At 67.6% G+C, this 23,627-nt stretch carries 21 protein-coding genes; 5 read left to right on the top strand and 16 right to left on the bottom strand.

Annotated elements, in window-relative coordinates; translation table 11 throughout:
* Position 1: 1 nt before the first annotated feature.
* Positions 2-1,078 carry a cytochrome P450 gene (locus OOK07_RS42540; protein ID WP_266802579.1) on the bottom strand — a complete coding sequence of 359 codons (1,077 nt, stop codon included), beginning with the start codon at positions 1,076-1,078 and terminating at the stop codon, positions 2-4.
* Between OOK07_RS42540 and OOK07_RS42535 the strand changes: the two genes are divergently transcribed.
* The gene (locus OOK07_RS42535; RefSeq protein WP_266802577.1) at positions 1,073-1,252 is read left to right on the top strand and encodes a hypothetical protein; all 180 of its coding nucleotides are present in this window, start codon (positions 1,073-1,075) and stop codon (positions 1,250-1,252) included. The genes OOK07_RS42540 and OOK07_RS42535 overlap by 6 nt on opposite strands.
* 20 nt (positions 1,253-1,272) lie before the next feature.
* Here the strand turns inward: OOK07_RS42535 and OOK07_RS42530 are convergent, their stop codons facing one another.
* From OOK07_RS42530 to styD, 6 genes are all read right to left on the bottom strand, one after another.
* On the bottom strand, positions 1,273-2,262 hold the full coding sequence (locus OOK07_RS42530) for a PDR/VanB family oxidoreductase (RefSeq protein WP_266802575.1): 990 nt from the start codon (positions 2,260-2,262) through the stop codon (positions 1,273-1,275).
* Between the two features lie 76 nt (positions 2,263-2,338).
* On the bottom strand, positions 2,339-3,100 hold the full coding sequence (locus tag OOK07_RS42525; RefSeq protein ID WP_266802573.1) for an IclR family transcriptional regulator: 762 nt from the start codon (positions 3,098-3,100) through the stop codon (positions 2,339-2,341).
* Between the two features lie 32 nt (positions 3,101-3,132).
* The gene (locus OOK07_RS42520) at positions 3,133-4,677 is read right to left on the bottom strand and encodes an AMP-binding protein (protein ID WP_266802571.1); all 1,545 of its coding nucleotides are present in this window, start codon (positions 4,675-4,677) and stop codon (positions 3,133-3,135) included.
* 24 nt (positions 4,678-4,701) lie between these two features.
* Complete coding sequence (locus OOK07_RS43950; RefSeq protein ID WP_406313249.1) at positions 4,702-4,860, bottom strand: hotdog family protein; 159 nt, start codon at positions 4,858-4,860, stop codon at positions 4,702-4,704.
* Positions 4,861-5,083: 223 nt separating this feature from the next.
* Entirely contained in the window at positions 5,084-5,701 is a 618-nt protein-coding gene (locus OOK07_RS42510; protein WP_266802569.1) for a TetR/AcrR family transcriptional regulator, read from the bottom strand.
* A 77-nt stretch (positions 5,702-5,778) separates the two neighbouring features.
* Positions 5,779-8,577, bottom strand: a complete 2,799-nt coding sequence (gene styD, locus OOK07_RS42505) for a phenylacetaldehyde dehydrogenase StyD (protein ID WP_266802567.1) — start codon at positions 8,575-8,577, stop codon at positions 5,779-5,781.
* Between the two features lie 412 nt (positions 8,578-8,989).
* Between styD and OOK07_RS42500 the strand changes: the two genes are divergently transcribed.
* The 4 genes from OOK07_RS42500 to OOK07_RS42485 all read left to right on the top strand — a co-directional run bounded on the left by OOK07_RS42500 (position 8,990) and on the right by OOK07_RS42485 (position 14,336).
* Positions 8,990-10,750, top strand: a complete 1,761-nt coding sequence (locus tag OOK07_RS42500) for an amidohydrolase (RefSeq protein ID WP_266802565.1) — start codon at positions 8,990-8,992, stop codon at positions 10,748-10,750.
* Between the two features lie 64 nt (positions 10,751-10,814).
* Positions 10,815-11,879 carry a phosphotransferase enzyme family protein gene (locus OOK07_RS42495; RefSeq protein ID WP_266802564.1) on the top strand — a complete coding sequence of 355 codons (1,065 nt, stop codon included), beginning with the start codon at positions 10,815-10,817 and terminating at the stop codon, positions 11,877-11,879.
* Positions 11,858-13,513 carry an amidohydrolase gene (locus OOK07_RS42490; protein WP_266802562.1) on the top strand — a complete coding sequence of 552 codons (1,656 nt, stop codon included), beginning with the start codon at positions 11,858-11,860 and terminating at the stop codon, positions 13,511-13,513. The genes OOK07_RS42495 and OOK07_RS42490 overlap by 22 nt, the downstream gene beginning before the upstream one ends.
* Before the next feature lie 7 nt (positions 13,514-13,520).
* Positions 13,521-14,336, top strand: coding sequence for an SDR family NAD(P)-dependent oxidoreductase (locus OOK07_RS42485; protein WP_266802561.1), 816 nt, complete (start codon positions 13,521-13,523; stop codon positions 14,334-14,336).
* A 216-nt stretch (positions 14,337-14,552) separates the two neighbouring features.
* Here OOK07_RS42485 and OOK07_RS42480 read toward each other — a convergent pair whose 3' ends face one another.
* From OOK07_RS42480 to OOK07_RS42440, 9 genes are all read right to left on the bottom strand, one after another.
* On the bottom strand, positions 14,553-14,987 hold the full coding sequence (locus OOK07_RS42480; RefSeq protein ID WP_266802558.1) for a GNAT family N-acetyltransferase: 435 nt from the start codon (positions 14,985-14,987) through the stop codon (positions 14,553-14,555).
* Between the two features lie 9 nt (positions 14,988-14,996).
* Entirely contained in the window at positions 14,997-15,566 is a 570-nt protein-coding gene (locus OOK07_RS42475; protein WP_266802556.1) for a hypothetical protein, read from the bottom strand.
* A 961-nt stretch (positions 15,567-16,527) separates the two neighbouring features.
* Positions 16,528-16,869: a helix-turn-helix domain-containing protein gene (locus tag OOK07_RS42470; RefSeq protein WP_266802554.1), complete on the bottom strand. Its 342-nt coding sequence runs from the start codon at positions 16,867-16,869 to the stop codon at positions 16,528-16,530.
* A complete protein-coding gene (locus OOK07_RS42465; protein ID WP_266802552.1) occupies positions 16,869-17,990 on the bottom strand; it encodes a tyrosine-type recombinase/integrase in 1,122 nt (373 codons plus the stop codon). The genes OOK07_RS42470 and OOK07_RS42465 overlap by 1 nt, the downstream gene beginning before the upstream one ends.
* A gap of 64 nt (positions 17,991-18,054) precedes the next feature.
* Entirely contained in the window at positions 18,055-19,188 is a 1,134-nt protein-coding gene (locus OOK07_RS42460; protein WP_266802550.1) for a tyrosine-type recombinase/integrase, read from the bottom strand.
* 65 nt (positions 19,189-19,253) lie between these two features.
* On the bottom strand, positions 19,254-20,654 hold the full coding sequence (locus OOK07_RS42455) for a site-specific integrase (RefSeq protein WP_323183055.1): 1,401 nt from the start codon (positions 20,652-20,654) through the stop codon (positions 19,254-19,256).
* A 387-nt stretch (positions 20,655-21,041) separates the two neighbouring features.
* Entirely contained in the window at positions 21,042-22,292 is a 1,251-nt protein-coding gene (locus OOK07_RS42450; RefSeq protein WP_266802548.1) for a diaminobutyrate--2-oxoglutarate transaminase, read from the bottom strand.
* A 60-nt stretch (positions 22,293-22,352) separates the two neighbouring features.
* On the bottom strand, positions 22,353-23,354 hold the full coding sequence (locus tag OOK07_RS42445; RefSeq protein WP_266802546.1) for a TauD/TfdA family dioxygenase: 1,002 nt from the start codon (positions 23,352-23,354) through the stop codon (positions 22,353-22,355).
* Positions 23,355-23,377: 23 nt separating this feature from the next.
* Entirely contained in the window at positions 23,378-23,587 is a 210-nt protein-coding gene (locus OOK07_RS42440; protein ID WP_266802544.1) for an MbtH family protein, read from the bottom strand.
* Between the last annotated feature and the right edge of the window lie 40 nt (positions 23,588-23,627).

Here is a 23,627-nt window from a genome sequence, read left to right as displayed (position 1 = left end):
GTCACCGCGCCGTGCGCACGCGAACGGGTATCGAGGCCCAGGAGCGCAGGGTGTTGTTGAGATGGCGGCGCGGTTCGCCGGTGAGTTCGATGCGTTCGACGCGGCGGGCGAGGGCGGTCAGCAGCGCCTCGGCTTCCAGACGGGCGACGTGCTGGCCGACGCACTGGTGGATGCCCATGCCGAAGCCGACGTGGCCGGAGGGGTCGCGGGTGAGGTCGAAGCTGTCGGGGTCGGACCAGCGGGCCGGGTCACAGTTGGCGGAGCCGAGGAACATGAGGATCTTCGTGCCCTCTGGAATGCGGACGCCGGCGATCTCGACGTCGGTGGTGGCGGTGCGGAAGAAGGTCTGCACCGGCGACTGCCAGCGCACCGCCTCGTCGAACGCGACCCGGGCCAGCTCCGGTCGTTCGCGTAGCCGCTGCCACTCGCCGGGGTGGGTGGCGAAAGCGTAGAGGGCGGCGGCCAGGCCGTGGACGGTGGTGTCGACGCCGGCGGTGAGCAGGGAGCGCACCACCAGCGGTGCCTGCTGCTGGGTGAGTTCACCGCGGTCGGCGGCTGCCCAGATGCGTGCCCCGAAGCCGTCTTCACTTAGTGCCTCGCGGGCGCACTGGGCGTTCACCCAGGCCGACAAGTCGGCCACCCGGGGCGCGTCGGACTTGACGAGGTCGTTGACCGGTCCGAAGGCGTTGAAGGCCATGTTGCCGTAGGGCAGGAGGTTCGCCCGTCCATCAGGTCCCAGGCCGACCGCGTCGGGGAAGACCCGCAGCGGGAAGGCCTTGGCCAGGGCGTCGAAGGCGTCGAAATCCTCTCCTCGCTCGGCCAGTACGTTGTCCAGGAGGTCCTCGGCTGCCTCTTGCCATACATCCCGCAGGCGGCGCAGCGCGGGTGGGGCGAGGGCCTCGCGCAGCACTCGTCGTGGGGCGTCGTGATGCGGGGGGTCGGCCTCCAGCAGCAGGCTCGGCGCGCGCCATGGCTTTTCGTGGCGGAAGTTGGCCAGGCCCACCCCGGCGCCCGACTGGAAGGTCTGCCAGTCGACCAGGGAGGCGTGCACCTCCTGGTAGCGGGCCAAGGCATGCACGTCGTAACGGGAAAGACGGACGACAGGGCCGGCTTCGCGAAGCTGTTGGTGCAGTGGCTCGGGGTGCTCAAGATGTTCGGCCGCGAACGGGTCGGCGTCATGGACGGGCGGCAGGACAGTGGTGGCCTGTACTCGGGACATCACGGCTCCAGCGACATCGGCTCGGATGGATGAAGGATGAGGAGGGGCACAGCTCAGAGGTCCAGGACCAGGCGCGCTGAGCGGGAGCGGGAAACACACGGCAGCATGCAGTCGTTGGCCGCGCGTTCGTGATCGGCCAGAACCGAGTCCCGATGATCTGGCGTGCCCTCCAGCACCGGCGTGAGGCAGGTCCCGCAGGATCCCTGCTCGCAGGAGGACAGCACCTCGACTCCCGCCTGTCGCACCGTCTGGAGGACGGAGGTCTCCCGGGTCACGGTCACCGTTTGGCCGCTGCGCCGCAGTTCCACCTGGAACGGCGCACGGCGCGCGGGGTCCGCCGCGGCCGCGGTGAAGCGTTCGGTGCGCAGGCTGTACGGCGGCCAGCCGGCGCACGCCCGCTCGACGGCGGCGAGCAAAGGGGCCGGCCCACAGCAGTACACCTTGGTGCCCGGCGCAGGCTCGCTCAGCCAGGCGGCCAGGTCCAGCAGACCGCATTCGTCCTGAGGAGCGACCTGTACGCGCCGGCCGTGGCCGTCCGTGAGCTCCTCACGGAATGCCATCGAAGCACGGCTGCGGCCTCCGTAGAGCAACTGCCAATCGGCGCCCGTCATTTGTGCCTGACGGAGCATCGAAAGCAGCGGTGTGATCCCGATGCCGCCCGCGATGAAGAGATACCGCTCCGCCGGCACCAGCGGGAAGTGGTTCCGCGGCCCGCCCACGCCTACCCGGGCCCCCAGTGCCAGCTGATCATGCACGTACGCCGATCCCCCGCGCCCCTCAGGTACCCGCAACACGGCGATGCGGTAGCTGTAGGGATCCCAGCGGTCGCCGCACAGCGAGTACTGCCGGGCACCCCCGTCCGGCAGGACCACATCAATGTGAGCGCCTGGTGTCCAGTCCGGCAGCCGCACGCCGTCCGGGTGGGCCAGGGTGAGGGACACGACGCCGTCGGCGACGACGTGCTTGGAACGGACCTCCAGCGTCACGGTGGAGGGAGAGGGCTGTGAGGCTGTCGGAAGCAGGCTCTGCACGACCACTGGCATGCAGGAAGAATGAGGGTGGCCGCCATCGCACCGCGACGGAATTCTCACTCAGTGAGAGACATCTTTCTTGCGATTGTCATGTGGCTGACTCATTGCCGTCAGGACGGCTTTCCCCCGTGGGGGGCGCGCTCAGGGCACGGGAGATACCCCGAGCAGCCGTCCGGACCACGGGAACGACGGCATGGGCGCTCGACTCGTTGGGCACGATGACCGACAGCGCCGCGACCACCGCACCCTCGGCTCCGCGTACCGGAGCGGCGATTCCGAGAGCCTCTTGATGGACGTATCCGGGGCAATAGGCGTATCCCTGCTGCCGGACCTCGGCCAGGAGCGCACGCAACCGGGCGGGCACGGCCGGAGTGGCCGACGTGTAGGCGATCAACGGGCCCGAAAGGACAGCTTCCTTCAGGGATGTGGGGCCGTAGGCCAGCAGCACCAGTCCGCTGGAGGATGCGTGCAGGGACAGACGCCCAGCGATGCGGGTGTAGTTGATCACCGCGTTGGGGGCCGAGAGCCGTTCCAGGAACAGGACATCCTCCCCGTCGAGAACACCGAACTGTACATGATGGCCCACGACGTCGTGCACGCCTTCCATGAACGGCATCGCCGTGTCACGCAACGACAAAGTGGGCGAGGCCCGTGTCACCAACTCCCACAGCCGCACACCGATCCGCACCCGACGGTCGACGTCCCGGCTGAGAAAGCCGTGTCCTACCATCTCCGCCACCAATCGCGAGGCGGTCGCCACATGCAGTCCGGCGCGGCGCGCGATCTCGGAGACGGTCAGCGCCGGCTCCTCCTGGCTGAACGCCTCCAGGATGCGAGCGGACCGAGACAAGACCGACTCTCGGTGTGGTGTCTTCATGGTCGCTACTTGAGGAGCCGGCGGAGGATCTTCCCCGCGGCCGAACGCGGGACCTCCGACACGAACTCCACCGCCCGCACCTTCTTGTACGGCGCCACCCGTTCCGCGACCCACTTCATCAGGTCGTCCGGGTCCAGGGGTGCCGAGGAGACCACGAAGGCCTTCGGAGCTTCGCCGCCTTCCGCATGTGGCATGCCGACCACAGCAGCGTCTCGCACCTCGGGGTGCGTGAGCAACAACGACTCCAGCTCCGCGGGCGCGACCTGGTAGCCCTTGTACTTGATCAGTTCCTTCAAGCGGTCAACGACCCAGAAGTTGCCGGACTCGTCCACCTTGACGATGTCGCCCGTCCGCAGCCAACCGTCCGCGACGAGTGTCTCGGCGGTCGCCGCGGGATTGTCCAGATAACCGGCCATCACCTGTGGGCCGCGGATCCACAGCTCGCCGGGCTGCCCAGGATCGCAGTCGTCGCCGGTGACCGGGTCGACCAGACGGGCCTCAGTGGAAGGCATCAGGCGCCCAACCGACCCCGCCGGGGTCGTCGCGAACTCGGCATCAGGCACCGAGTTCGTGCCGGGACTGGCCTCGGTCATGCCGTACCCCTGACGGATCAGGCAGCCCAACCGTCGTTCAGCGCGTTCGGTCACGTCCACGTCCAAGGGCGCCGCCCCACAGATGGCCAACCGCAGTGAGGACAGGTCGTAGCCGCCGACCTCATCGTCCGTGGCCAGACCCAGCACCATCGGAGGTGCCAGGAACGCCCGGGTCACGCGGTGTTCCTGCACCATCCTCAGGTACGCCGGAAGGCTGTAGCGGGCCAGCGTCACGACCGTCGCACCGGCTTTGAGCGCGGAGTTGAGGATGATCGTAAACCCGTAGATGTGAAAGAACGGCAACGCAGCCGCGAGGACCTCGTCCTGGGTAACCGGCCACCCGGCGGCGATCTGCTCGAGGTTGGCGACCAGGTTGCGGTGGGTCAGCATCACCCCCTTCGACAGGCCGGTCGTGCCACTGGAGAACGGCAGGGCCGCGATCGCGGTGGCGGGATCGAGGGCCACCCGGGGACGGGAGGCGCCGGAGCCGGTCAGTTCGCTGAACGGCCGGAAGCCCTCCGCCTCGCCGAGGACGAACCGGAGCTCAATGCCCGCTGCGTCAGCGGCCTCGGCCGCTTTCCCCGCCGTTTCCTCCGACGTGATCAGGACGCTTGCCTGCGAGCCGACGAGCTGCTTGATCAGTTCGCCGGTGGTGAGCACCGGATTGATCGGAGTGACGGCGGCGCCGATCGCGAGCGCCGCGTATACCGCGAGCGGATAACGGGGTTGATTGTGACTCATCACGGCGACGACCTGCCCGGGTCGCACGCCGAGCCGAGCCAGCGCCCCGGACGCGGCGTCGACACCCTCCACGAGTTCGCGGTAGGTCAGCCGTTCACTCGAGGTCGCGTCGACCAGGGCGACCTTGTCGCCGAACTCCCGGGCTCGCGCCAGGACATGATCCGCGAGCGAGACGTCGGGAACTTCAATGGTTGGCTCGGGACTGCGGTAGATCATGAGGACTCCCTTGTCGTACGGTGCTCAGCGGTGGAACCGGAACACGGGCTGCGCTACGCACGCCGGCTTGGCGCCATCTCGGATGTCGACCCCGACGTCGGCGGTGATCTGCACACCGCCGACGGCCACTTCCTCGACCTTCGCGATCGAACCGGCCAGCCGGATCGGCGCTCCGGCTGGCACGGGCGCGGGAAAGCACCTTGTCGAGCCCGTAGTTGACCTTCGTTGTGTCGTCGCTTACACCAGGAGCTGGGTCCACAGCGGAATGAGCAGCGACAGGGTGAGGTAGCCGTGCGCCACAGTGGTTCGGAACGGCCCATCCTTGGCGCGTTCGGAATCAGCGCCGATCGCTCGGGGGACCGAGCGATCGGCGGCTACCTCATTTTTCAGTCAGGACCAGCCGTGCTCATAGTCCGCTGACGAGGGCACGCATGGCCTCGAGGATGTCGGCAGGCTTGGCGCGCTGCCGGGCTACCTTGGACAGGCCCGAGCGCGTCGCCCCCACCAACAGTTCGCTGATCGCCTCCGGTGTGGCCTTCGTCGTGACCGAACCGGCCTTGCGTGCGGCAGCGAGATCCGCGGCGATCAGTTCAGCGCAGACATGGGAGGCGTGGCCTCGCACGGGCGTCAGCGCAACGTCCAATGCCGGGTCGTCGATGGAGTAGAAGCGGCCGATCAGAGGCCGTTGACCAATCTCGAGCAGTGCGTCCGTCATGGCCACCACGCGGTCGGTGAGATCGCCTTCGCCGGCGAAGATCTCACTGACCTTCTCGATCAACTCGTTGTTGATCTCCTCATACAGCTCCCGGAACAACTGTTCGCGGCCCTGCGGAAAATAGCTGTACAACGTCACCTTGGACGCGCCGGCTCGGGCGGCGATATTCTCGACGGTGGCCGAACCGTACCCGGATTCGGCGAAGACCTCCAGCGCTGCGTCAAGCAGCTCCCGGCGCGTCCTCAGCCGGTTCCGCTCCCGTAGCGACGGCCGCGCCGAGCGCTCATCCGATTTGGCTTTGGCAGCCACGACGGGACTCCTTCGATGTCGACTTCATCGCCGGCCGGTGATGTCCGACGGTACCGGGGCGGAGCACGCGGAATCGGTCAGAGCACAACGGTGACGACCTTCTCCTCGGTATTGGCCAGGATGCCGCTCCAACCCGGCTCCCGGCCAATGCCACTGTCCTTCATACCGCCCCAGGGCAGGGCCGGGTCGATGGCCCCCCAACCGTTGACGCAGACGACCCCGGCGCGCACCCGCCGCGCCACCGTGTGCGCCAGACTCACATCGCGGGTCCAGATGGTGGCGGCGAGCCCGTACTCGGTCTCGTTGGCGATACGAACGGCCTCATCGACATTATCGAAAGGCATCACCGCGCCGACCGGGCCGAAAATCTCCTCGCGGGCGATGGCGGAGTCATTGCGGACATCCGCGAAGATCGTGGGCTCGACGAAATATCCCTTCGTCGAGGGGCGACCGCCACCCGCGACGAGCCGTGCACCCTCGGCCTTACCCCGCTCGACATAGCTGAGGACGCGATCCAGATGTCCGCGGCTGATCAGCGCACCCATCGTGGTGTCCGGGTCGAACGGGTCACCCACCACCTGAGCCTTCGCCACGTCCGCCAGCAGCGACACGACATGCTCGTAGCGCGACCGGTGAACCAGGATCCGCGTTCCCGCTGCGCACACTTCGCCCTGGTTGAAGAACAGGCCCATGGCGATCCCTTGAACCGCCGCCTCGACATCGGCGTCCTCCAGGACGATCTGTGGGCTCTTGCCGCCCAGTTCCAGGGTCACCCGTTTGAAGGTGTCGGCAGCGGCCTTCTGGATCTCCCGGCCGACCTCCGGCGAGCCGGTGAAACTGATCTTGTCAACGCCTGGGTGGCGCACCAAGGCAGCTCCCGCCACGTCGCCAAAGCCAGGGACGACATTAACGACACCGGGCGGGAATCCAGCCTCCTCGATGAGTCCCGCGAGGTGCAGGATCGACAGCGGAGCGTCTTCGGCGGGTTTGACTACCACGGTGTTTCCCGCCGCCAGCGCCGGTCCCAGCTTCCAGGCGGCGATCATCAGCGGGGTGTTCCAGGGAATGATCGCGCCGATCACGCCTATCGGTTCACGCACCGTGTAGGAGTGTGTCGGGCGACCCTGGTAACCGGCGGTCGGCACTGTCGTGCCTTGGATCTTGTCCGCCCAACCGGCGAAATGCCGGAACGTCGCGATGGTATTGGGCACGTCGAACGCGGCGGGCTGGCCCACCGGTTTGCCGATGTCCAGGGCTTCGAGACGGGCCAGCGTGTCGGCGTCCCGTTCGACCATGTCCGCGAGGCGGTTCAGCAGCGCAGCGTGCCTGGCGCCCGGAACTTCGGCCCACTCGCCGGCGAGCGCACGCCGGGCGGCCTGCACCGCATCGTCCACGTCGGACTCCCCACCGGCGGAGACGCGGGCGGCGAGCGACCCGTCCGCCGGGCTCAGAACGTCGAACTTCTTCGAATTCGAGCGCCATTTACCGTCGATGAACAGCCCTGTCCGAAGCGGAGAGTTCACTCTGGCTTTCCTTCCGTTCCTGGTGGCCGACGCCGGCGATGCAGCGTGCTCGTGCGCTTCAGTGGTTTCCAGATCGTCGAGGCTCGCGGTGAGACGATCGACGAGCAGATCGACATGTTCCGGTTCGAAGATCATCGGTGGGCGGATCTTGAGAACGTTGTCGTGCGGGCCGATCCTGCTGATCAGGACCCCACGGCGGCGCATGTTCTCGACGACCCACTTCGCCTGCGCGGCTCCCGGCTGACCGTTGTCATCGACGAATTCCAGGCCGAAGAAGAGTCCCTTCCCCCGCACCGCTTTGACGTGGGGCCGGTGCTCGACCAGCTTCTCCAGGAGCTCGCGCGCACGGGCACCGACGTCCAATGCGTTTCGCTGCAGCTCGCGGTCGGCCATCTCCCGCAGAACCGCCAGACCCGCCGCGGCCGAGACCGGATTGCCTGCGAAGGTGTTGAAGTAGAGGTTGTCCGTGCCGAACTCCTCCAGCAGTTCGGTCGTGGTGACCACGCCGCCCACTGGATGACCGTTGCCCAGCGGTTTCCCCAAGGTCACCAGGTCGGGCGCGATGTCGTACAGCTCGTGGCCCCAGAACCGCGTGCCGGACCTTCCTAGCCCGGACTGCACCTCGTCCGCGATGACCAGGCCGCCCGCCGCACGGATCATGGTCGCCACGGCTTCGACGTAGCCCGGCGGCGTACGAAGGAGTCCTTCTGTTGAGAACAGCGGGTCGAACAGGAAAGCCGAAACGCCATGTCCGGCTGCCTTCAGCGACGCCAACGCGGCAGCGACCTGATCCAAAGCTTCGTCAAGTACGTCCTTCGCGGGCCGCTCGTCCGCGTCGAGGTCCGGGGTGCGCAGCGCACGGACGTGAGGGCCGAGCCGCTCCTTGACGCGAAGGCCGGTGGTGAGTTCGGCCAGGCTCGTGGTGTTGCCGTGGTAGCTGAAGTCCGTGACCACGATGCCCGTGTTGCCCGTGTGCTGGCGCGCGATCCGGAGTGCCAGTTCGTTGGACTCCGATCCGCTGTTGGTGAACAGCACCTTGTCCAAGTGGGGGTCGAAGGTCGCCAGAAGCGCCTCGGCGTACTCCACTACGGGCTCGTGCAGGTAGCGCGTGTGCACGTTGAGCAGCGCGGCCTGGTCGGCGATCGCCCGGACGACGGCCGGGTTGCAGTGCCCGACATGGGGAACGTTGTTGTAGGCGTCGAGGTAGTCGATCCCATCCGTGCCGCGTAGCCAGACTCCCTGTCCGGACACCACGTGGAGCGGTTCGTCGTAGAACATGGGCGAGTGCCGCCCCACCACCGCCTTCCGACGGGCCATCAGCGCCCGCGCTGCCCACGTACTCCCGGTGGTCATGACGTCTCCTGTCAGCCGAGCTAGAGTCTGAACTAACCGTACACATATCTAACTACTAGTACAGCCAGCGTCGACACATCTCCAGTCCTCGGTCACGTCGAGCAGGGCGCCGACGCACCGAAGGCCCGACGGCTCCGGACGTATTTCTGAACGGACCGGAAAGTTCGCGTACGCTATGCCTTGACGTTGAACGGTACGCCTGTAAACATCGTTTGCGCCACACTTCCGCGGACAGACCCGCTCACGACCGTCAAAGAGGCCGAGAGGTCGCAGGACTTCGGTTCCATCACCACGACGTTGTCTGACCGGTATGGCCGGCTCCGCAGTGTGGGCGCGGCTGACAGGCAAGGAACGAACCAACGAGTCGTACTCATTTGCCAGCTGACATCGAATCCGCGAGGAAGGGCAGCCCATGGGCAACGGATCGAACAATGGACAGGCCGACATCGTCTACACCCACGGCGAGGTACTGCTGGACGCGGGTGAGACCGCCGAGGCGATCCTGGTCCGGGACGGCCGCGTGGCTGCCGTGGGCTCCAGCGAGGAGGTGCTGCGCGCCGCGGATCCACAAACCGAGCGCCTGAGCCTGGACGGCGCCACGGTCATTCCCGGCCTCGTCGACACCCACCCGCACCTGTTGCACTTCACTACTTTCAAGGCACCCCTGGTCGACCTCTCCCAGGCGCGCAACCACGACGAGATCGTCGAAGCGATCCGCCGGAAGGCGGCGCAGACCCCGAAGGGCGAGTGGATCAGGACCACCCCTGTCGGGGAACCGCACTACTTCAACCGCAGGTCCTACCGTGACCTCGCTGAAGGCGCCCTGCCCGACCGCCACGTCCTCGACCGCGCCACGAGCGACCATCCCGTCATGATCCAAGCCTGGGCGCCGGTGCTGCCGAACATCTGCGCCTTGAACTCCGCGGCACTCGCCGCCGTCGGGATCGACCCGTCCACACCGGACCAGGTGTCCCACGTATGGATCGAGAAGGACGACCAGGGCGCCCCCACCGGCATCCTGCGTGGCGCCGTCACCAACTACTACAACTTCGACCCGTTTTTCTTGCAACTGCAGGAGCGGATGCCGCCGCTGTTCCAGCCCGACCTGGTGCCCCCGGCCTTCACGCGGGCGATGGCCGGCTACAACGCGTTCGGCATCACCACGATCTACGAGGGCCACGGGATGGACCTCTCCCATGTCGAGGCCTACCGCGGCATGCGCGCTATGGACGTGCTCAACCTTCGGGTCCAGGTGGCGCCGGAACTCGAGCCGGGCACGTTGCCCTCGGACCGGAAGAAATCGCCCGACGAGCTGCGGGCGACCCTCGAGACCGTGCTCGCCATGCGCACCCTCGACGACGACTGGTTCCGCATCGACGGGATCACGGCCTGTGTCCACGGGCCGTGCAACTCGGGCATGATGCCGTGGAAGGCGGGATACCGCGATGCCTGGGGCGAGCGGACCACCGGGAACCGCTGGATGAGCGAAGAGAATCTTCGCGCCGCGTATGAGTTCTGCGCCGAGCGCGGGCTGCGGCTGAACGTGTGCGCCGGGAGCCCGGACGAGCACGACGAGCACATCGCCTTGACGGCCGAGGTCATGCGCAAGCACAACCTCGACCGCACGGGCTGGCTTCTCCAGCACGGCATCCTGATCCGCGAAGATCAGGCCCAGCGCTACGCCGAGCTCGGCTTCGACATGACCGCCAGCATGAGCTTCACCTTCGGCAAGGGCGACATGTATGCCGAGCGGATCGGCCCCGAAGTGCTCCCCCTGCTGAATCCGCTCCGCCACCTCATCGACGGCGGCCTGACGGTCGCCGCGGGCATGGACTGGGGCCCCACCAACCCCTTCGAACAGATGAAGCTCGCCGTCACCCACGAGATGTTCCCCAGCGGTCGATCCAACGCCGGGCCGGGGCAAGTCGTCTCCCGCGCCGAGGCCTTCCAGATGTGGACAGCCAACGGCGCCAAGGTCCTCGGCTGGGACGGCATCGGATCCCTGGCTCCGGGAAACCACGCCGACCTGGCGATCCTCGACCGCAACCCCATCACCTGCGACCTCGACGCGCTGCCGTCGACGCAGGTCATGCGCACCCATGTCGGCGGGCGCATCGTCCACGACGACGGCTCGCTCAAGGCGCCCAGCGCGACGGCGGGCCCGGACGCGTAGGCGCGGGCTTGCCACGGGCTCACGCCTCCTTGATCCATGATGAAGAAAGGACCAAACCGGACACATGATCGCCGATCTCGACGCCGCGAAGCGGGTCGCGGCCCGCGCGCTGCCCCACTACGACGCCGACAAGGGCGCGGTGCTGACCTTCGTGAAGTACCGCGAGAACTACGTGTTCCGGGTCGACCAGCCGGGCCGCGCCTACGCCTTGCGGCTGCACCGCAGCGGGTACCGCACGGATGCCGAGATCGTGGAGGAGCTCGAGCTTCTGGCCGAGCTGGGTAAGGCCGGCGTAGCTGTTCCGCAGGTTTGCCTCACGGCCGCGGGCGCGACCTTCTGTCGGGTCGCCGACGACGACGGGCACGTTCACCAGGTGGACATGCTGGAATGGGTGTCTGGCGCGGTACCCCTCGGCGACGTCGGGGAAGCCTTCAGCGGTGAGGTTCCGATCGACCCAGCCACCTTCCATGCGCTCGGCGCTCTCGTTGCCGATCTGCACACCAAGGTGGCCTCGCTCAAGCGCGGAAAGCCGTCAGTACGAGCTGCGTGGGACGCGGGTGGCCTGGTCGGTGACGCGCCCGTGTGGGGCGATCCCCGCCGCGCGTTCCACGACGGCGCACGGGGTCACGACGCCGTCGACCAAGCGATGTCACTACTCGAAGCCGAGCTGACCACGTATGGCAAAGCGCCTGACCGGTACGGGCCGATCCACGCCGACTTCACCCCGGAGAACGTGCTCGTCCACAACGGGCACATGACCGTCATCGACTTCGACGACAGCGGGGACGGCTACTACCTGTTCGACCTGGCGACCGCGGCGTTCTTCTACCGCCCACACCCCCGGTTCGACGACATCGTCTCGGCCCTGCTGGCCGGATACCAAAGCGTCCGCCCACTCACCCAGGAAGACCTCGGGCTCTGGCGCCCCCTGCTGCTCGCGCGGGGCCTGACCTACCTGGCCTGGGCCGCCGACCGGCTCGGCGACGAGACCTCCGATTTCGTACTCCAGCACGTGCGGCCATTGGTCGTAGACCTCGCGGCGGAGTTCGTCGCTCTCACCGTGCCACCCCGCTCCTGTTCGGCCCTTTCCCCTCCGGAGGCACCACCATGCGCCAGCACGCGGATCTGATCGTCACCAATGCCGTCGTCTACACCTGCGACCTGAACCGGGAATGGGCCGAGGCGTTCGCTGTGGCCGACGGTGAAATCATCGCCGTCGGGAATGCCGCCGACATCGGCGCCCTGTCCACCTCCGAAACCGAAGTTGTCGACGTCGATGGGCGCATGGTCATGCCCGGACTGTGCGACGTCCACACCCACCTCGGCTCCGGCGGCATGCAGGCCGCCTGGGAACTGAGCTTGCTGCCCACGGACACGCTCGACGAAATCCTGGCCAAGGTTCGCGAGCGAGCTGTCTCCTCGGCGCCCGGAGAATGGGTCGTCGGAGGCGCGATCGGCAGCCCCATCCTGGAGACCGCCGCCAAGGGTGGCTTCCTCCAGGCTCTTGACGAGGCGGGTGCGGGCCACCCGGTGCTCCTGCGGGACGAGTCCTGGCACAATCGCTGGATCAATTCCCGCGCGCTCGAGATCATCGGCGTTGAGAAAGACACCCCGGACCCGGAGGGCGGCAAATACGTCCTCGACGCAAATGGCGAGCTCACCGGCGTCCTGCAGGAGCTGGCGTCCAAAGTGGCCGAAGACGCCATGGCAGCCTCCATCGAGAATCCGGAGGAACGGCTACGGGTCGCATTCCAGACCGCCCTGCGGATGGTGAACTCCTACGGCATCACCGCCGCTCAGGACGCCGGGATCCTCGAACCCAACCTGCGCGCGCTGGCCGACCTCGACGACAGGCGTGAGCTGACCGCCTGGGTCGTCGGATCCCTTCCATCCCGCCCGTTCTTCGAAGAAGGCGCCATCGGTGAAGAGCTCTATGCCGTCGCCGGGAACCACCGCCGCACCCACGTCCGGCCCGACTTCATCAAGCTGTTCCTCGACGGCGTGCCCATGACCCGCACGTCGGCGATGCTGTCTCCCTACATCTGTCACGGAGGCCACGAGGACCCCGACTTCAAGGGCGAGCCCTATTGGTCGCTCGACGACGTCGTGAAGGAGCTTGAGCGGTGCTGTGAGCTCGGCCTCGGCGCGAAGCTCCATTGCGGCGGAGACGGCTCGGTGCGGCTCGCACTCGACGCGATCGAAACGGTCCGCAAGACCCGCGGCGACGGCCCGATCTTCCACATCGCACACGTCGTGTACGTCGACCCGGAGGACATCCCACGGTTCGCCCCGCTCGGAGCCGTCGCGGACGCCTCCCCCTACATCTGGTTCCCGAGCGTGATCCAGGACAGCTGCGCCAACCAGGTTCCTGGTGCGACGTTCGAGCGCAGTTTTCCCTGCCGGGACCTCCTGGACAGCGGCGCGCTGCTTGCCGCCGGCTCGGACTGGCCCATCGTGCCGCTGCCGAATCCGTGGCTCGGCATCGAAACACTCGTCACACGCGCGAACCCGGACCCGGCCGTGCCCGGAGAGCTCAACCCCACCCAGCGACTCTCCTTGCCCGAAGCCATCGCCGTCTTCACCCGCAACCCGGCCAAGGCGATGGGGCTCGGCGACAAGATCGGCACCATCCAGCCGGGGCGGTCAGCGGACTTCATCGTGCTCAACCACAACCTGTTCGACATCGAACCGAACACCATCCACCAGACGCAGGTACTGGCGACCTACTTCGAAGGACGACAGGTCCACGGCAGCGCGGCCTGAGTTCAGGTTGCCGCCCAATCCGCATCATCATTCCCGAACAGATCGGAACTCACGAATGGACCTGGGATTCAAGGGTCGAAACGTCCTCATCACCGGCGGCACCTCGGGCATCGGCCTGGCCGCCGCGGACCTCTTCGCCGGCGAGCAAGCCCGCGTCGGCATCATCGGGCGCTCGGCGGAACGGCTGGACTCCGCCCTCAAAACCCTCCGCACGGCCCACCCCGAAGCGAAGATCGTCGGATCCGTCGGCGATGTCGCGGACGAGGATTCGCTGCAGCAGGCCGTTGACACGATCGTGGCCGAACTCGGCGGGATCGACCATGCTGTCAACAGCGCCGGCATCGCGGGAACGCTCGGCGATCCTGTTGACCAGGTACCAGCGGACGAATTCCTCGAAGTCCAGCGCGTCAACGTCCTGGGCGCCTTCCTGTCCGTCAAGCTCACGCTGCCGCTCCTCAAGAAGGGCGTGAATCCGACCTACACCCTCATTGGCAGCGATTCCGGTTTCGTCACCGCCCCCGGGATGCTCGCCTACAACGCGTCCAAGGGTGCGGTGGCCCAGCTGACCCGTGCGCTTTCGGCCGAACTGCACGAGCCGCACGGCATCCGGGTCAACAGCGTCTGCCCGTCTATCGTGGACACACCGATGGCACGCGACGGCATGGGCGTCGAGTCCTTCTCCGGGGTGGACTACCCGGTGAGCACCCCGCAGGACATCGGCTGGCTCGTACTGACCTTGGCATCGCCGAAGTCCCGGACAGTCAACGGTGTTTCGTTGCTCGCTGACTACGGCTACCACGCCCGCTCCTCCTTCCCCGCCTGAGCCGCATTACCAACGCCGTCGGTACCGGCGAGAGGTCGCCCACGTGCGAACGTTCGCGCATGTGCCCCAAGTGAGAATTCGCTGCACCATGGTTCAACCTGCCCGCTGAGCTGGAGCGACGTCCGGTATGCCGTATGGGGCGGGCTTTCAAGGAGCGTCAGGGGCAATGGAGGGGCCACAAGGACAGGAACAGATCGACCTCCTGAATATCGGCCCCTACCAATAGTCGGATAGATCCCGTCGCAGCCTCTGAAAGCGCCGCTCGGCGAACATGTAGCGCAGTAGCATCACCACGGCTTCTGCCGCGTAGCCTTTGCGCCGATGATCAGCGCCCATCGTGACGCCGTACTCGAACCAGCCTGCACGTGGATCAGCATGATGCGAGCCGACAGCACCGACTATTTTCCCCGTGCCGACGGCTTCGATTGCCAACCCGAAGCAGTCGCCATCGGACTTGGCAGCGGCCTGCTCCTTCGCCCAGGCACGAAAGCCCTCGGCGGAACGGGGTGGGTGCAGCAGGTCTCCCAACCGCTCTTCGTCCTCGGCGAAGCGCATGAACGCGCTCCAGTCGTCGGGCTCGCGTGCGGTCCAGGCTTTCGTGAGCCCCTTAGACAGCCTTTGACCTGGTACTTTGAGGCTCCAAACACTCACTACGTACCGTCACGCGGAACTCCTGGATTTGTGGAACTTCGCGGGTAACCGATTGCATGGTTTCCGCTCGACTCCGTCCGGTTTCGGTCGGTCAGTGCTCCAGCCCGGGCATCGGGATGACGTTGTCGGGTAGGGCCGCAGGTGGCCCTTGCGTGCCGTGTCGGCGGGTGAGGACGGCGGCGGCCAGGACGAGTTGCCCGGCCCGGAGGCGAACTGGTTGGGGGCGGTCGCCCCCGGTTCCGGGTCACACAGGGCCGTATCTCGCTTGAAAGCGCAGATCAGGAACGAGTCGGGGTTGTCGAACAGGACGATCCCGTCACGCGCGAGGAACTTCGCGGCCTTCGTGGCGGCCTGTCGGGTGGTCAAGGTTCCTTCGAAGCGCGGGGCTTTGAGGGCTCCAGTGAGAGCGCGTCGGGCCGCCTGGCCGGAGATCTTCTCCCCGGCTGCGGTCCGGCCCAACAGGCTCGCGGCGGTGTCGGCGGCCGCACGCACCGTCTCGATATCGAGGACGCCGTGGACGCCGGGACGGCCGCGGTCGCCGTAGCCGGTGGAGGTCCGGGCGTCGAGGACCGCGCGCATGTGACCGTGCTCGAGCAGAGCGGGCCGTCCGGCGTGCGGGTTTTCACGACCTTTCGTCGGCCGCAGTTGATGCAGGTCTCCAGGTTCGCCGGGTCGCTGACCAGGCAGTTCGGACACACTGGCCGGCCTTGGGCCTCGCGGGTGGCGGGCTCTCGGCGGGCTCCGCATCCCGAGCACTCCTCGATGCGGGAGTGGGAGATGCACATGCGGCAGACCCGCTGTCCATCGAGGGGTTTGTCGATGCGTACGACTCTGTTGCAGCCGGGGCAGGACGGCCGGACGATCCCGGTGACGCCGGCCTCGTGCAGCAGGTCGATCAGTTTGAGGATCGCGCGGTGGGGTGCGAGGTGACCGTCCCCGGTCAGCAGGGCTGCGTGGGATTCCAGGGCCCAGGCAAGTTTCTGCTGGTAGGAGGGACGAGGCGCCGATCGACGGACCGCGTCGGCGACCGTCTCCCGTCGGGCCTGCGGGTCCAGTTCAGCGATCAGGGCGCCGATCACTGCGACGGGGTCGCGTCCGTCGGTGTCCGGGCACTTGCCGCATCGTGGCCGCCCGGCCCGGTCGCGTGAAGCGACCCGGCGGGCGTTTCCGCAGGCAGCACACGGCTCCGGCTGCGGCCCGCAATTCCAGCAGTACCAGTCCTGGCCGCGGCGCTGGAGAGTTCGCATCTGCCTGCCGCATTCGGCGCAACACGGCGGCGAGATGGCCTGGGCTCCGGCCTCACGCAGGGCGATGAGCAGGTCGCCGACGGCCCTGGGCGCCGGCGAGCGACCGTCGTTCAGCACGCGGGGATGCTCAGCGAGATGTGCCGTGAGGCGGCGTGACTTCGAGCGGCCGCCCGCGACGCTGGCGACCGCGGCACGGATCCGGTCAGGCTCCAGGTGATGTTCGACGGCCGCGACCAGGTCCGCGATGAGCCCGATCGGGTCGGTGACGGCCCGATCGGGGTGCCCGGGTGTGGTCACGGCCGCTCGAGACCGCGGATGCGGGCTCGCTTGGGTCGCAGGCCACCGACGCCTGCTTCGGCACCAACGGCCGTCTTTGTCCGGGCAGTTGTTGCGGCACCTGCTGCGGCGGTGGGCTCGATGAGGTCGTCCATGGTGCAGTTGAGGATGTCGAGCAGGGCCATGAGGATCTTCAGGCTGAGTCGTTCGGGGCGCTCGACGACGAGCCGGTAGACCTGGCTGGACGACAGGGTGATGCCGCGTTCGTCCAGTAGCGGGATGAGGTCGGTGGTGGAGAAGAGTCCGCGGTCGGCCATGACCTTGCGCAGGCGCCAGTGGTAGTCGAGCTTCGCGGCCATCAGCGGTCCTTGTCTGCGGGGATCAGGGCGAGCGCGGGAGCAAGTGCCTTGTGGAGCATCGTGTTCATGAAGTCGTCGCTGACGTGGGTGTAGATGGCGGTGGAGCTGTCATTCTCGTGACCGACTTGCTGCTGCAGAAACCGCCGGTCAACCCCGCCCTCCGTGAGGTGGGTGACGTAGGCGTGGCGAGCGGAGTGGACGACGAGTTGCTTCGGGAGCTTCAACGCGTCGCGATAGGCGACGAACCGGGCGTTGATCTCCGCTGGCTTAATCCGGCCACCCCGTTCGGTCACCCAGAGCGCGGGATGGTCCTCGTAGCCGAACCTTGGCCGCACGTTCTCCACGTAGTCGGCGACCGCCTCCACCGCCCAGTCCATCACCGACAGTACGTTCCGGCGCCGGGGAGGCTGGCCCTTCTTGGCCTTGCCGTAGCGGACGTTGAGCGTGCCATACCGGCCGAAGTGTGGGGCCGAGGCGTTGCGGCCGAAGTCCACCAGGTCGAGTTTGGCCGCCTCGGTGCGGCGCAGTCCCCACCCGTAGATGACCTTGAAAAGCGTGGCGTCCCGGTAGGCGGCGAGGGCCCCCTTGCGCTTGGCCCGTACCGCCCGGTCGACCTGGCCATCGGCGTAGTCGAGGAAGCGCTGAATCTCCTCGCGGGTGAACGGCCTCGCCTCCGGACTGCCCTCGTAGTCGTTGAGGTGGGCGATGGTGTTCCACTCGTGGCAGATGGCCACCGGGTGTGTGCCGAAGGCGTCCTCGCAGGCCACCGCCCAGCCGTAGCGGCCATCGATCAGGAACTCGCTGAACAGGCGCAGACTGCCCTGGTAGCTGCGGATCGTGGACGGCGCGAGGTGATTCTCGCTGGTCAGCCAGAGCGACCACTCGTCCACATGCCCCGGCGTCCAGGCCCACGGGTATTCGTTGGTGTACTCCAGGAACCGGCGTACGAGCCGTTCCCGGGCGATGACCGTGTCCTCGCGGAGCCCGCGAGCAGCCTGCTGGGCCCGCCAGCCCCGCACCATCGCCTCGACCATCGCGTCCTGCGGACGCAGCTGGACCACCCCGGAAACCAGCTCCAGATGAGCCGCCCCAGCCAGGTCGGCGCGTCGCTGTAGACCCACTTTCACCCTCCCCTTCAGAGGGCAAATCCTGCATCAGATGGGATCTGATCGCCAAACTCCCAGATCAGACCGCTAAGTTGTAGAAGGATGGAGTCCTCGTCAGGCCCCTCCCTGACTTCGCGACCTGCGATTCCTCGCCCATCTGATGCAATTCCCGAGGGTTCGTGTAGATGGCCGTGGAGCTATCGCACTCGTGACCGACTTGCTGTTGAATAAATCGCCTATCTACTCCGTCTTCGGTCAAATGTGTGACATATGAATGGCGGATTGAGTGTGGAACTAGGTCTTTCGGGAGCTTTAGGGCGTCGCGGTATGCCTCGAACCGGTCGTTGATGGAACTGGGTTGCAGGCGTCCCCCGCGTTCGGTGATCCACAGTGCCGGATGATCGGGGAACCCGAACCGCGGCCGGACGTTCTCGACGTAGTCGGCGACCGCTTCGACAGCCCAGCCCATCACCGACAGCACGTTCCGCCGCCGCGGCGGCTGCCCCTTCTTCGCCTTGCCATAGCGGACGTTGAGTGTGCCGTACCGGCCGAACTGGCGGGCCTTCGGGTTCCGCCCGAAGTCGACCAGATCCAGCTTGGACGTCTCGGTCCGGCGAAGTCCCCACCCGTAGATGACCTTGAAGAGGGTGGCGTCCCGGTAGGCGGCGAGGGCTCCCTTGCGCTTGGACTTCACCGCGCGTGCGACCTGGTCGTCGGCGTAGTCGAGGAACCGCTGCAGTTCTTCTCGGGTGAACGGCCTCGCTTCCGGGTCGCCCTCGTAGTCCTGCAGGTGAGGGAGGGTGTTCCACTCGTGAGCGATGGCCACCGGATAAGCGCCAAAGGCTTCTTCGCATGCCGGGCCCCAGCCGTAGCGGGCGTCGATGAGGAGTTCGGTGAACAGTCGAACCGTGCCCTGGTAGCTGCGGACCGTGGATGGCGCCAGGTGCTTCTCGCTCGTCAGGGAGGCCGACCACTCGTCCATGTGGGCCGGCGTCCACTGCCACGGGTACTCGTTCGCGAAATCAAGGAACCGGCGGATCAGCCGTTCCCTCGGGTCGATCGTCTCGTCTTTCAGCCCCCGCGACTTCTGCTGGGCCCGCCAGCCCCGCAACATCGCGTCGAACATCGCGTCCTCGGGACGCAGTTGAACCACCCCGGAGACGAGTTCCAGGTATGCCGACCCCGCCAGGGCCACCTTCTGCTGATGCACCACTCCAGACCATCCCTTCTGGAGGGCAGATCATGCATCAGACGGGAAAACGTTGGCAACATGCCTGGTCAAGCTGTTAGGTCGTAGTAGTGTCGGAGTCCGCCAGACTCCCTCCACGAGCAGGCGGCCTGCGACTTCTCGCCCGTCTGATGCAATTCCCGAGGGTTGAGGTAGTGCTCCTTCGTCGTCTCAACGTCCTTGTGCCCCAACAGGGTCTTCACCAGCCACCACGGGTCGCCGTAGAGCTGGGCGAAGTCGCGCCGGTCCGCGGCGGTCAGCCCGTACTTCTTGTCCATCAACTCGTTGAGCAGGATCAACATGTAGAGCGCCATCGAGTGACGCATGGAATGGGGCGTCGCGTACGGGACCTTCCCCCGGATCTCCGCGACCCGCAGCAGCCGGGATGTCTCCCGCTCCTGCGGAGTCAGCAGAGCCTGCTCGCACCGTTGGTTGGCCTGCCGGAACACAGTGTTCCAGCGGTCCGGCAGCATGGGCAGGCCCTGCTCGGTCAGCCACAACCACGCCGGCTCCGGGCCCTGTGGCCCCTCGACGAACAGCCACTGCTGCTCGCGCCAGTCGAGCAGGTTCAGGTCATATCGGCCTTGGACGCCGTCGCGGTCGACCCAGTGGACCGTCGGGGTGCGGCCCGTCGTGACCTTCGTGATCAGCCGCATCAGCGGCAACTTCTCGTAGCGTCCCTGGACCTGGGCCCGTTCGACTGCCCAGGCCCGCTCCGACTCAGCGTAGGCGCTGACCTGGCGCAATGAATCGACCGACGCGTAGAAGGTCCGGTCTCGCTTCGACCGGGACAGCGCTCGGGCCACCTCCCCGTGGCAGTAGCGGCCCGAGCGCAGCGGTCGGGACGGCACTTCGAACGTCAACATGGCGCTGGATTCCTGCCGCCGCAGTCCCGAGCTTAGGGTGAACCCGACGAACGAGGTGTTCCGAAGTTCGGTCCGCGCGTCCCAGCCCGGCACCGGTGTCCCGTCGGGACCGAGGCCGCGAAGGCCCACGTCCTGCCAGAGACCCCAAGTTCGTGGTGTCAGCCACGACACTCGCGAGCTGCGGGCGTCCGCTGCGCGGTCTGTCCGGCGCTTGCTGTCTACCGGCAGCGGCGTGACCTTCGCCCACCGGTAGAGCCGTGTGAAAGCCGGCGCTTCCCGATCCCACTTCGCCCCGCTGATTCGGCTTGGGTTGAGTGGCGAGTCACACCGAAATTCCCTGTACGCGCGCAAGTCGGCCTCGGTCGCTTGCCGCCACGGTATCCCGCGTCGCCACAACCAAGTCAGCAACAGCCGGATATCCAGTGCGTAATTCCGCCGAGTTTCCCGCTCCAGCGGGTGGAATTCCGGGGAGCGTACGAATTCCAGCAGCTCGGGATCGACCACGAAATCAGGCCGTACAAAAACCGGATCGCCCGGCTGAAGCCCCACCGCGGCCACCGCGGCCGGCAAGTCACGGACCCCCACCCCAGCACCCCCTCCTCCGGCAGCGGCTCCCACCGCTCCGGATCCGGCACGAACACCAGCCACCACTCGTCCATCTTCCACCCCTGTGAGTCCCTTGAACTCACTCAATCATCAGGGAAGCACCGGCCGTGATCCGGTTCCGGATGTGGGGGTTCACGGGACCGAGCCTGACCGGCCTCTGCGAGCGGCCGGCGGGCGACCGCCGCCTGGGGGCCTGCTCGCCGGCCACCCCGGACGTCGGCAGGTTGCCGCGCACCAGCACGAGGTCGGCCACGGCCGGGGTACGGCTGGCGAACTCGCCGAGGGCCGCGACATTCCGGGGCTGAACGCGCCTTCGGTCCCGGGGACGGCCGCGGCCGCTCGGCTCGTCCCCAGGGCGTCGGGCGACTACGCCGTGGCGAGTACCTGGACGGTGTCGCCCAGGGTGTCCGCCACGTCCTTCCAATCGGTGAGGGGAATCGTCAGGGGTGGCAGGAGCTTCAGTACATGCCCCGACCCCGAGGTCTCGGCGACGATGCCGGCGCGGAACAACGCCTCCCGTATCCGCTCGGCCGTTCCGGGGGCGGGGAATCGCAGTCCGCTCATCGCTCCCTTGCCGACGACTTGGGCGGCACCCACCGGGAGGGCGTCGGTGATGCTCGCCAGGCTGGTGCGGATCGCTGCGGTCAGTTCGGCGACGTGGTCGGTGAAGTGCGGCTCGGTCCAGTGGTCCAGTGCCGCGGCGCCCGCCACGAAGGCGAGGTTGTGGCCACGGAACGTGCCGTTGTGCTCGCCGGGGGCCCAACGGTCGATCTCGCGCCGGATCAACAGCGCCGCCATCGGTAGCCCCATTCCGCTGAGGGACTTCGACAGGCAGACCAGGTCGGGGCGGAGTTCGGGGGTGTCCTCGAAGCTGAAGAAGGTACCGGTGCGTCCGCAGCCCGCCTGGATGTCGTCGACGATCACCAACGCACCGGTGGTGTCGGCGAGTTCGCGGATACGGGCCAGCCAGGGGCGGGGCGCCGTGTGGAGTCCGCCCTCGCCCTGGACCGCCTCCAGCAGGATCGCTGCGGGCGTGTCGGCGGCCCCGGCGCGTTCCAGGGCGGCGACCGCGTCGTGGGCATCGCCGTACGGGAGGATGGTGACGTCGGTCAGCGGGACACCGGCCGCGCCGCGCAGCAGCGGTGAGGTCGTGGCGGCGAGGGCTCCCAGGGACGCGCCGTGGAAGCCTCCGGTGAAGGCGATCACCTCGGTGCGTCCGGTGACCTTGCGGGCCAGCTTCAGGGCGGCTTCGACCGCCAGGGTTCCGGCCGGTCCGGGGAACTGCGTCACGTGGTCGCCGAGCCCGCGGGGTTCCAGGACGAGGCTCGTGAACCGCTCCAGGAAGTCGGCCTTGGCGGCGGTGTGCAGGTCCAGGGACTGCACCGGGCCCCCGGCCGTGAGGTAGGCCATCACCCTCTCGACGATCGCGGGTGGGTTGTGGCCGTAGTTGAGCGATCCGGCCCCGCACAGCAGGTCGATGTAGCGGCGCCCGGAGGTGTCCCACAGATGGTGTCCGGCGGCTCGTTCGAAGACCACCGGGAAGTCGCGGCAGTAGCTGCGTACGTTCGACTCGTGACGTTCGAACACCGCGAGGGGCGTCCGGGCGGTCTCGGTCATGTCAGTGCGTACCTTTCATCGGTTCTCGTAGCGCGTAAGGGGCCGATGTCGCTTGAGGTGTCACTTGACCAGCACCGTTCCGTCACCGGGGCGGTGGTCGCGGGAGCGGCGCAGGTCGCTGAACGCGAACGTCCGCTGCAGCCAGCGGTCACGGCCGTCGTAGCGCGGGCTGAACGCCGAGCGGCCGTGCAGGGTGACGCGGTTGTCGGCGACGGCGAGGTCGCCGGGGTGCAGCAGCACCCCGGTGTACGTCCGGTGCGCCACCTCGGCCAGTTCGGCGAGGGCGGCCCGGCCCTCGGGGGTCACCGCCTTGGTGGCCGCCTCGTCGAAGCACCAGTCGGGGTCGTCCGGGTCCCCGGTGAGCACCGCGTGCGCGGCGCCCTCGCCGGTCCGGCGGAAGGACGGCGGCGCCTCGGTCACGTATTCGGGCCTGCCGAGCGCCTCGCGGGTGCGGGGCGTGAGCAGCGGCAGGACGCGCCGTGCGCAGCTGGTGCGCAGTTCCGCCACGCCCTCGTGGTCGGACCGCAGGCACAGCAGCATGACGTAGTCGGGCCGGTGGCGGTGGAAGGCGTTCTCCGTGTGGAAGGTGAGTTCGACCGAGCCCACGTTGCCCTGGACCTCCTCCTCGCCGGGCACCGGCACCACGTCCTGGACCAGGGCACCGGACTTCTCCGCGGCGAACGCGGCCGGGTCGCCGAGTCCGGCCGCGAACAGCAGCAGCGTGGCCGCCGGGAGGGACGGGGTGTGCTGGACCGATCCCCTCACCATGGGGGTCGGCGGCAGGTGCGCGGCGGCGACGGGGAGACTCCGGAGGACGAGGGCGCCGTCGGGGCCGGAATGCCTGCGGAACTCCCGCACCGTGCGCCGCAGTTCTGCGGGTACCTCCTCCCAGGCGTGCCGGGCGAGGGCCACCCATGCCGGGTCGTCGACCCGGTCGCCCGCCTGGTCCAGCAGTTCCGCCGCCACATGGCCCAGCCGGGCCAGGGTGCGGGCGTCGCACCGCACCGTGCCGTCGGCGCTCGCCGGGGAGTACGGTGCCTGCGTCATGTCGAGGCTGCTCACGTGCGTGTTCCTTTTCGTCCGTGTCACTCGCCCATGGCCTGCACGAGGCTCTTGGGACGCAGGTCGGTCCACTCGCGCTCGATGTACTCCAGGCAGGCGGCCCGTCCCTCGGGGCCGAAGAGGGTGGCCCAGCCGGCGGGCACGTCGGCGAAGTCGGGCCACAGAGAGTGCTGGCCCTCGTCGTTGACCAGGACCCGGTAGGTGCCGTCGGGGTTCTCGAAGGGGTTGGTCATGGTTGCTTCCTTTCCGGGGCGGCAGGCCCGTTCGGCGGGC

The organism is Streptomyces sp. NBC_00078 (genome assembly GCF_026343335.1).
Classification (GTDB): domain Bacteria; phylum Actinomycetota; class Actinomycetes; order Streptomycetales; family Streptomycetaceae; genus Streptomyces.
The sequence above is the reverse complement of the archived record's forward strand: the minus strand, read 5'-3'. Positions and strand labels throughout refer to the sequence as shown.

Coding starts and splice junctions, on each gene's coding strand:
- OOK07_RS42535 (WP_266802577.1), top strand. CDS start 1,073: ATGCACGTCGTAACGGGAAAGACGGACGACAGGGCCGGCTTCGCGAAG.
- OOK07_RS42530 (WP_266802575.1), bottom strand. CDS start 2,262: ATGCCAGTGGTCGTGCAGAGCCTGCTTCCGACAGCCTCACAGCCCTCT.
- OOK07_RS42520 (WP_266802571.1), bottom strand. CDS start 4,677: ATGATCTACCGCAGTCCCGAGCCAACCATTGAAGTTCCCGACGTCTCG.
- styD (WP_266802567.1), bottom strand. CDS start 8,577: ATGACCACCGGGAGTACGTGGGCAGCGCGGGCGCTGATGGCCCGTCGG.
- OOK07_RS42500 (WP_266802565.1), top strand. CDS start 8,990: ATGGGCAACGGATCGAACAATGGACAGGCCGACATCGTCTACACCCAC.
- OOK07_RS42495 (WP_266802564.1), top strand. CDS start 10,815: ATGATCGCCGATCTCGACGCCGCGAAGCGGGTCGCGGCCCGCGCGCTG.
- OOK07_RS42490 (WP_266802562.1), top strand. CDS start 11,858: ATGCGCCAGCACGCGGATCTGATCGTCACCAATGCCGTCGTCTACACC.
- OOK07_RS42475 (WP_266802556.1), bottom strand. CDS start 15,566: ATGCGCGCGGTCCTCGACGCCCGGACCTCCACCGGCTACGGCGACCGC.
- OOK07_RS42470 (WP_266802554.1), bottom strand. CDS start 16,869: ATGGCCGCGAAGCTCGACTACCACTGGCGCCTGCGCAAGGTCATGGCC.
- OOK07_RS42450 (WP_266802548.1), bottom strand. CDS start 22,292: ATGACCGAGACCGCCCGGACGCCCCTCGCGGTGTTCGAACGTCACGAG.
- OOK07_RS42440 (WP_266802544.1), bottom strand. CDS start 23,587: ATGACCAACCCCTTCGAGAACCCCGACGGCACCTACCGGGTCCTGGTC.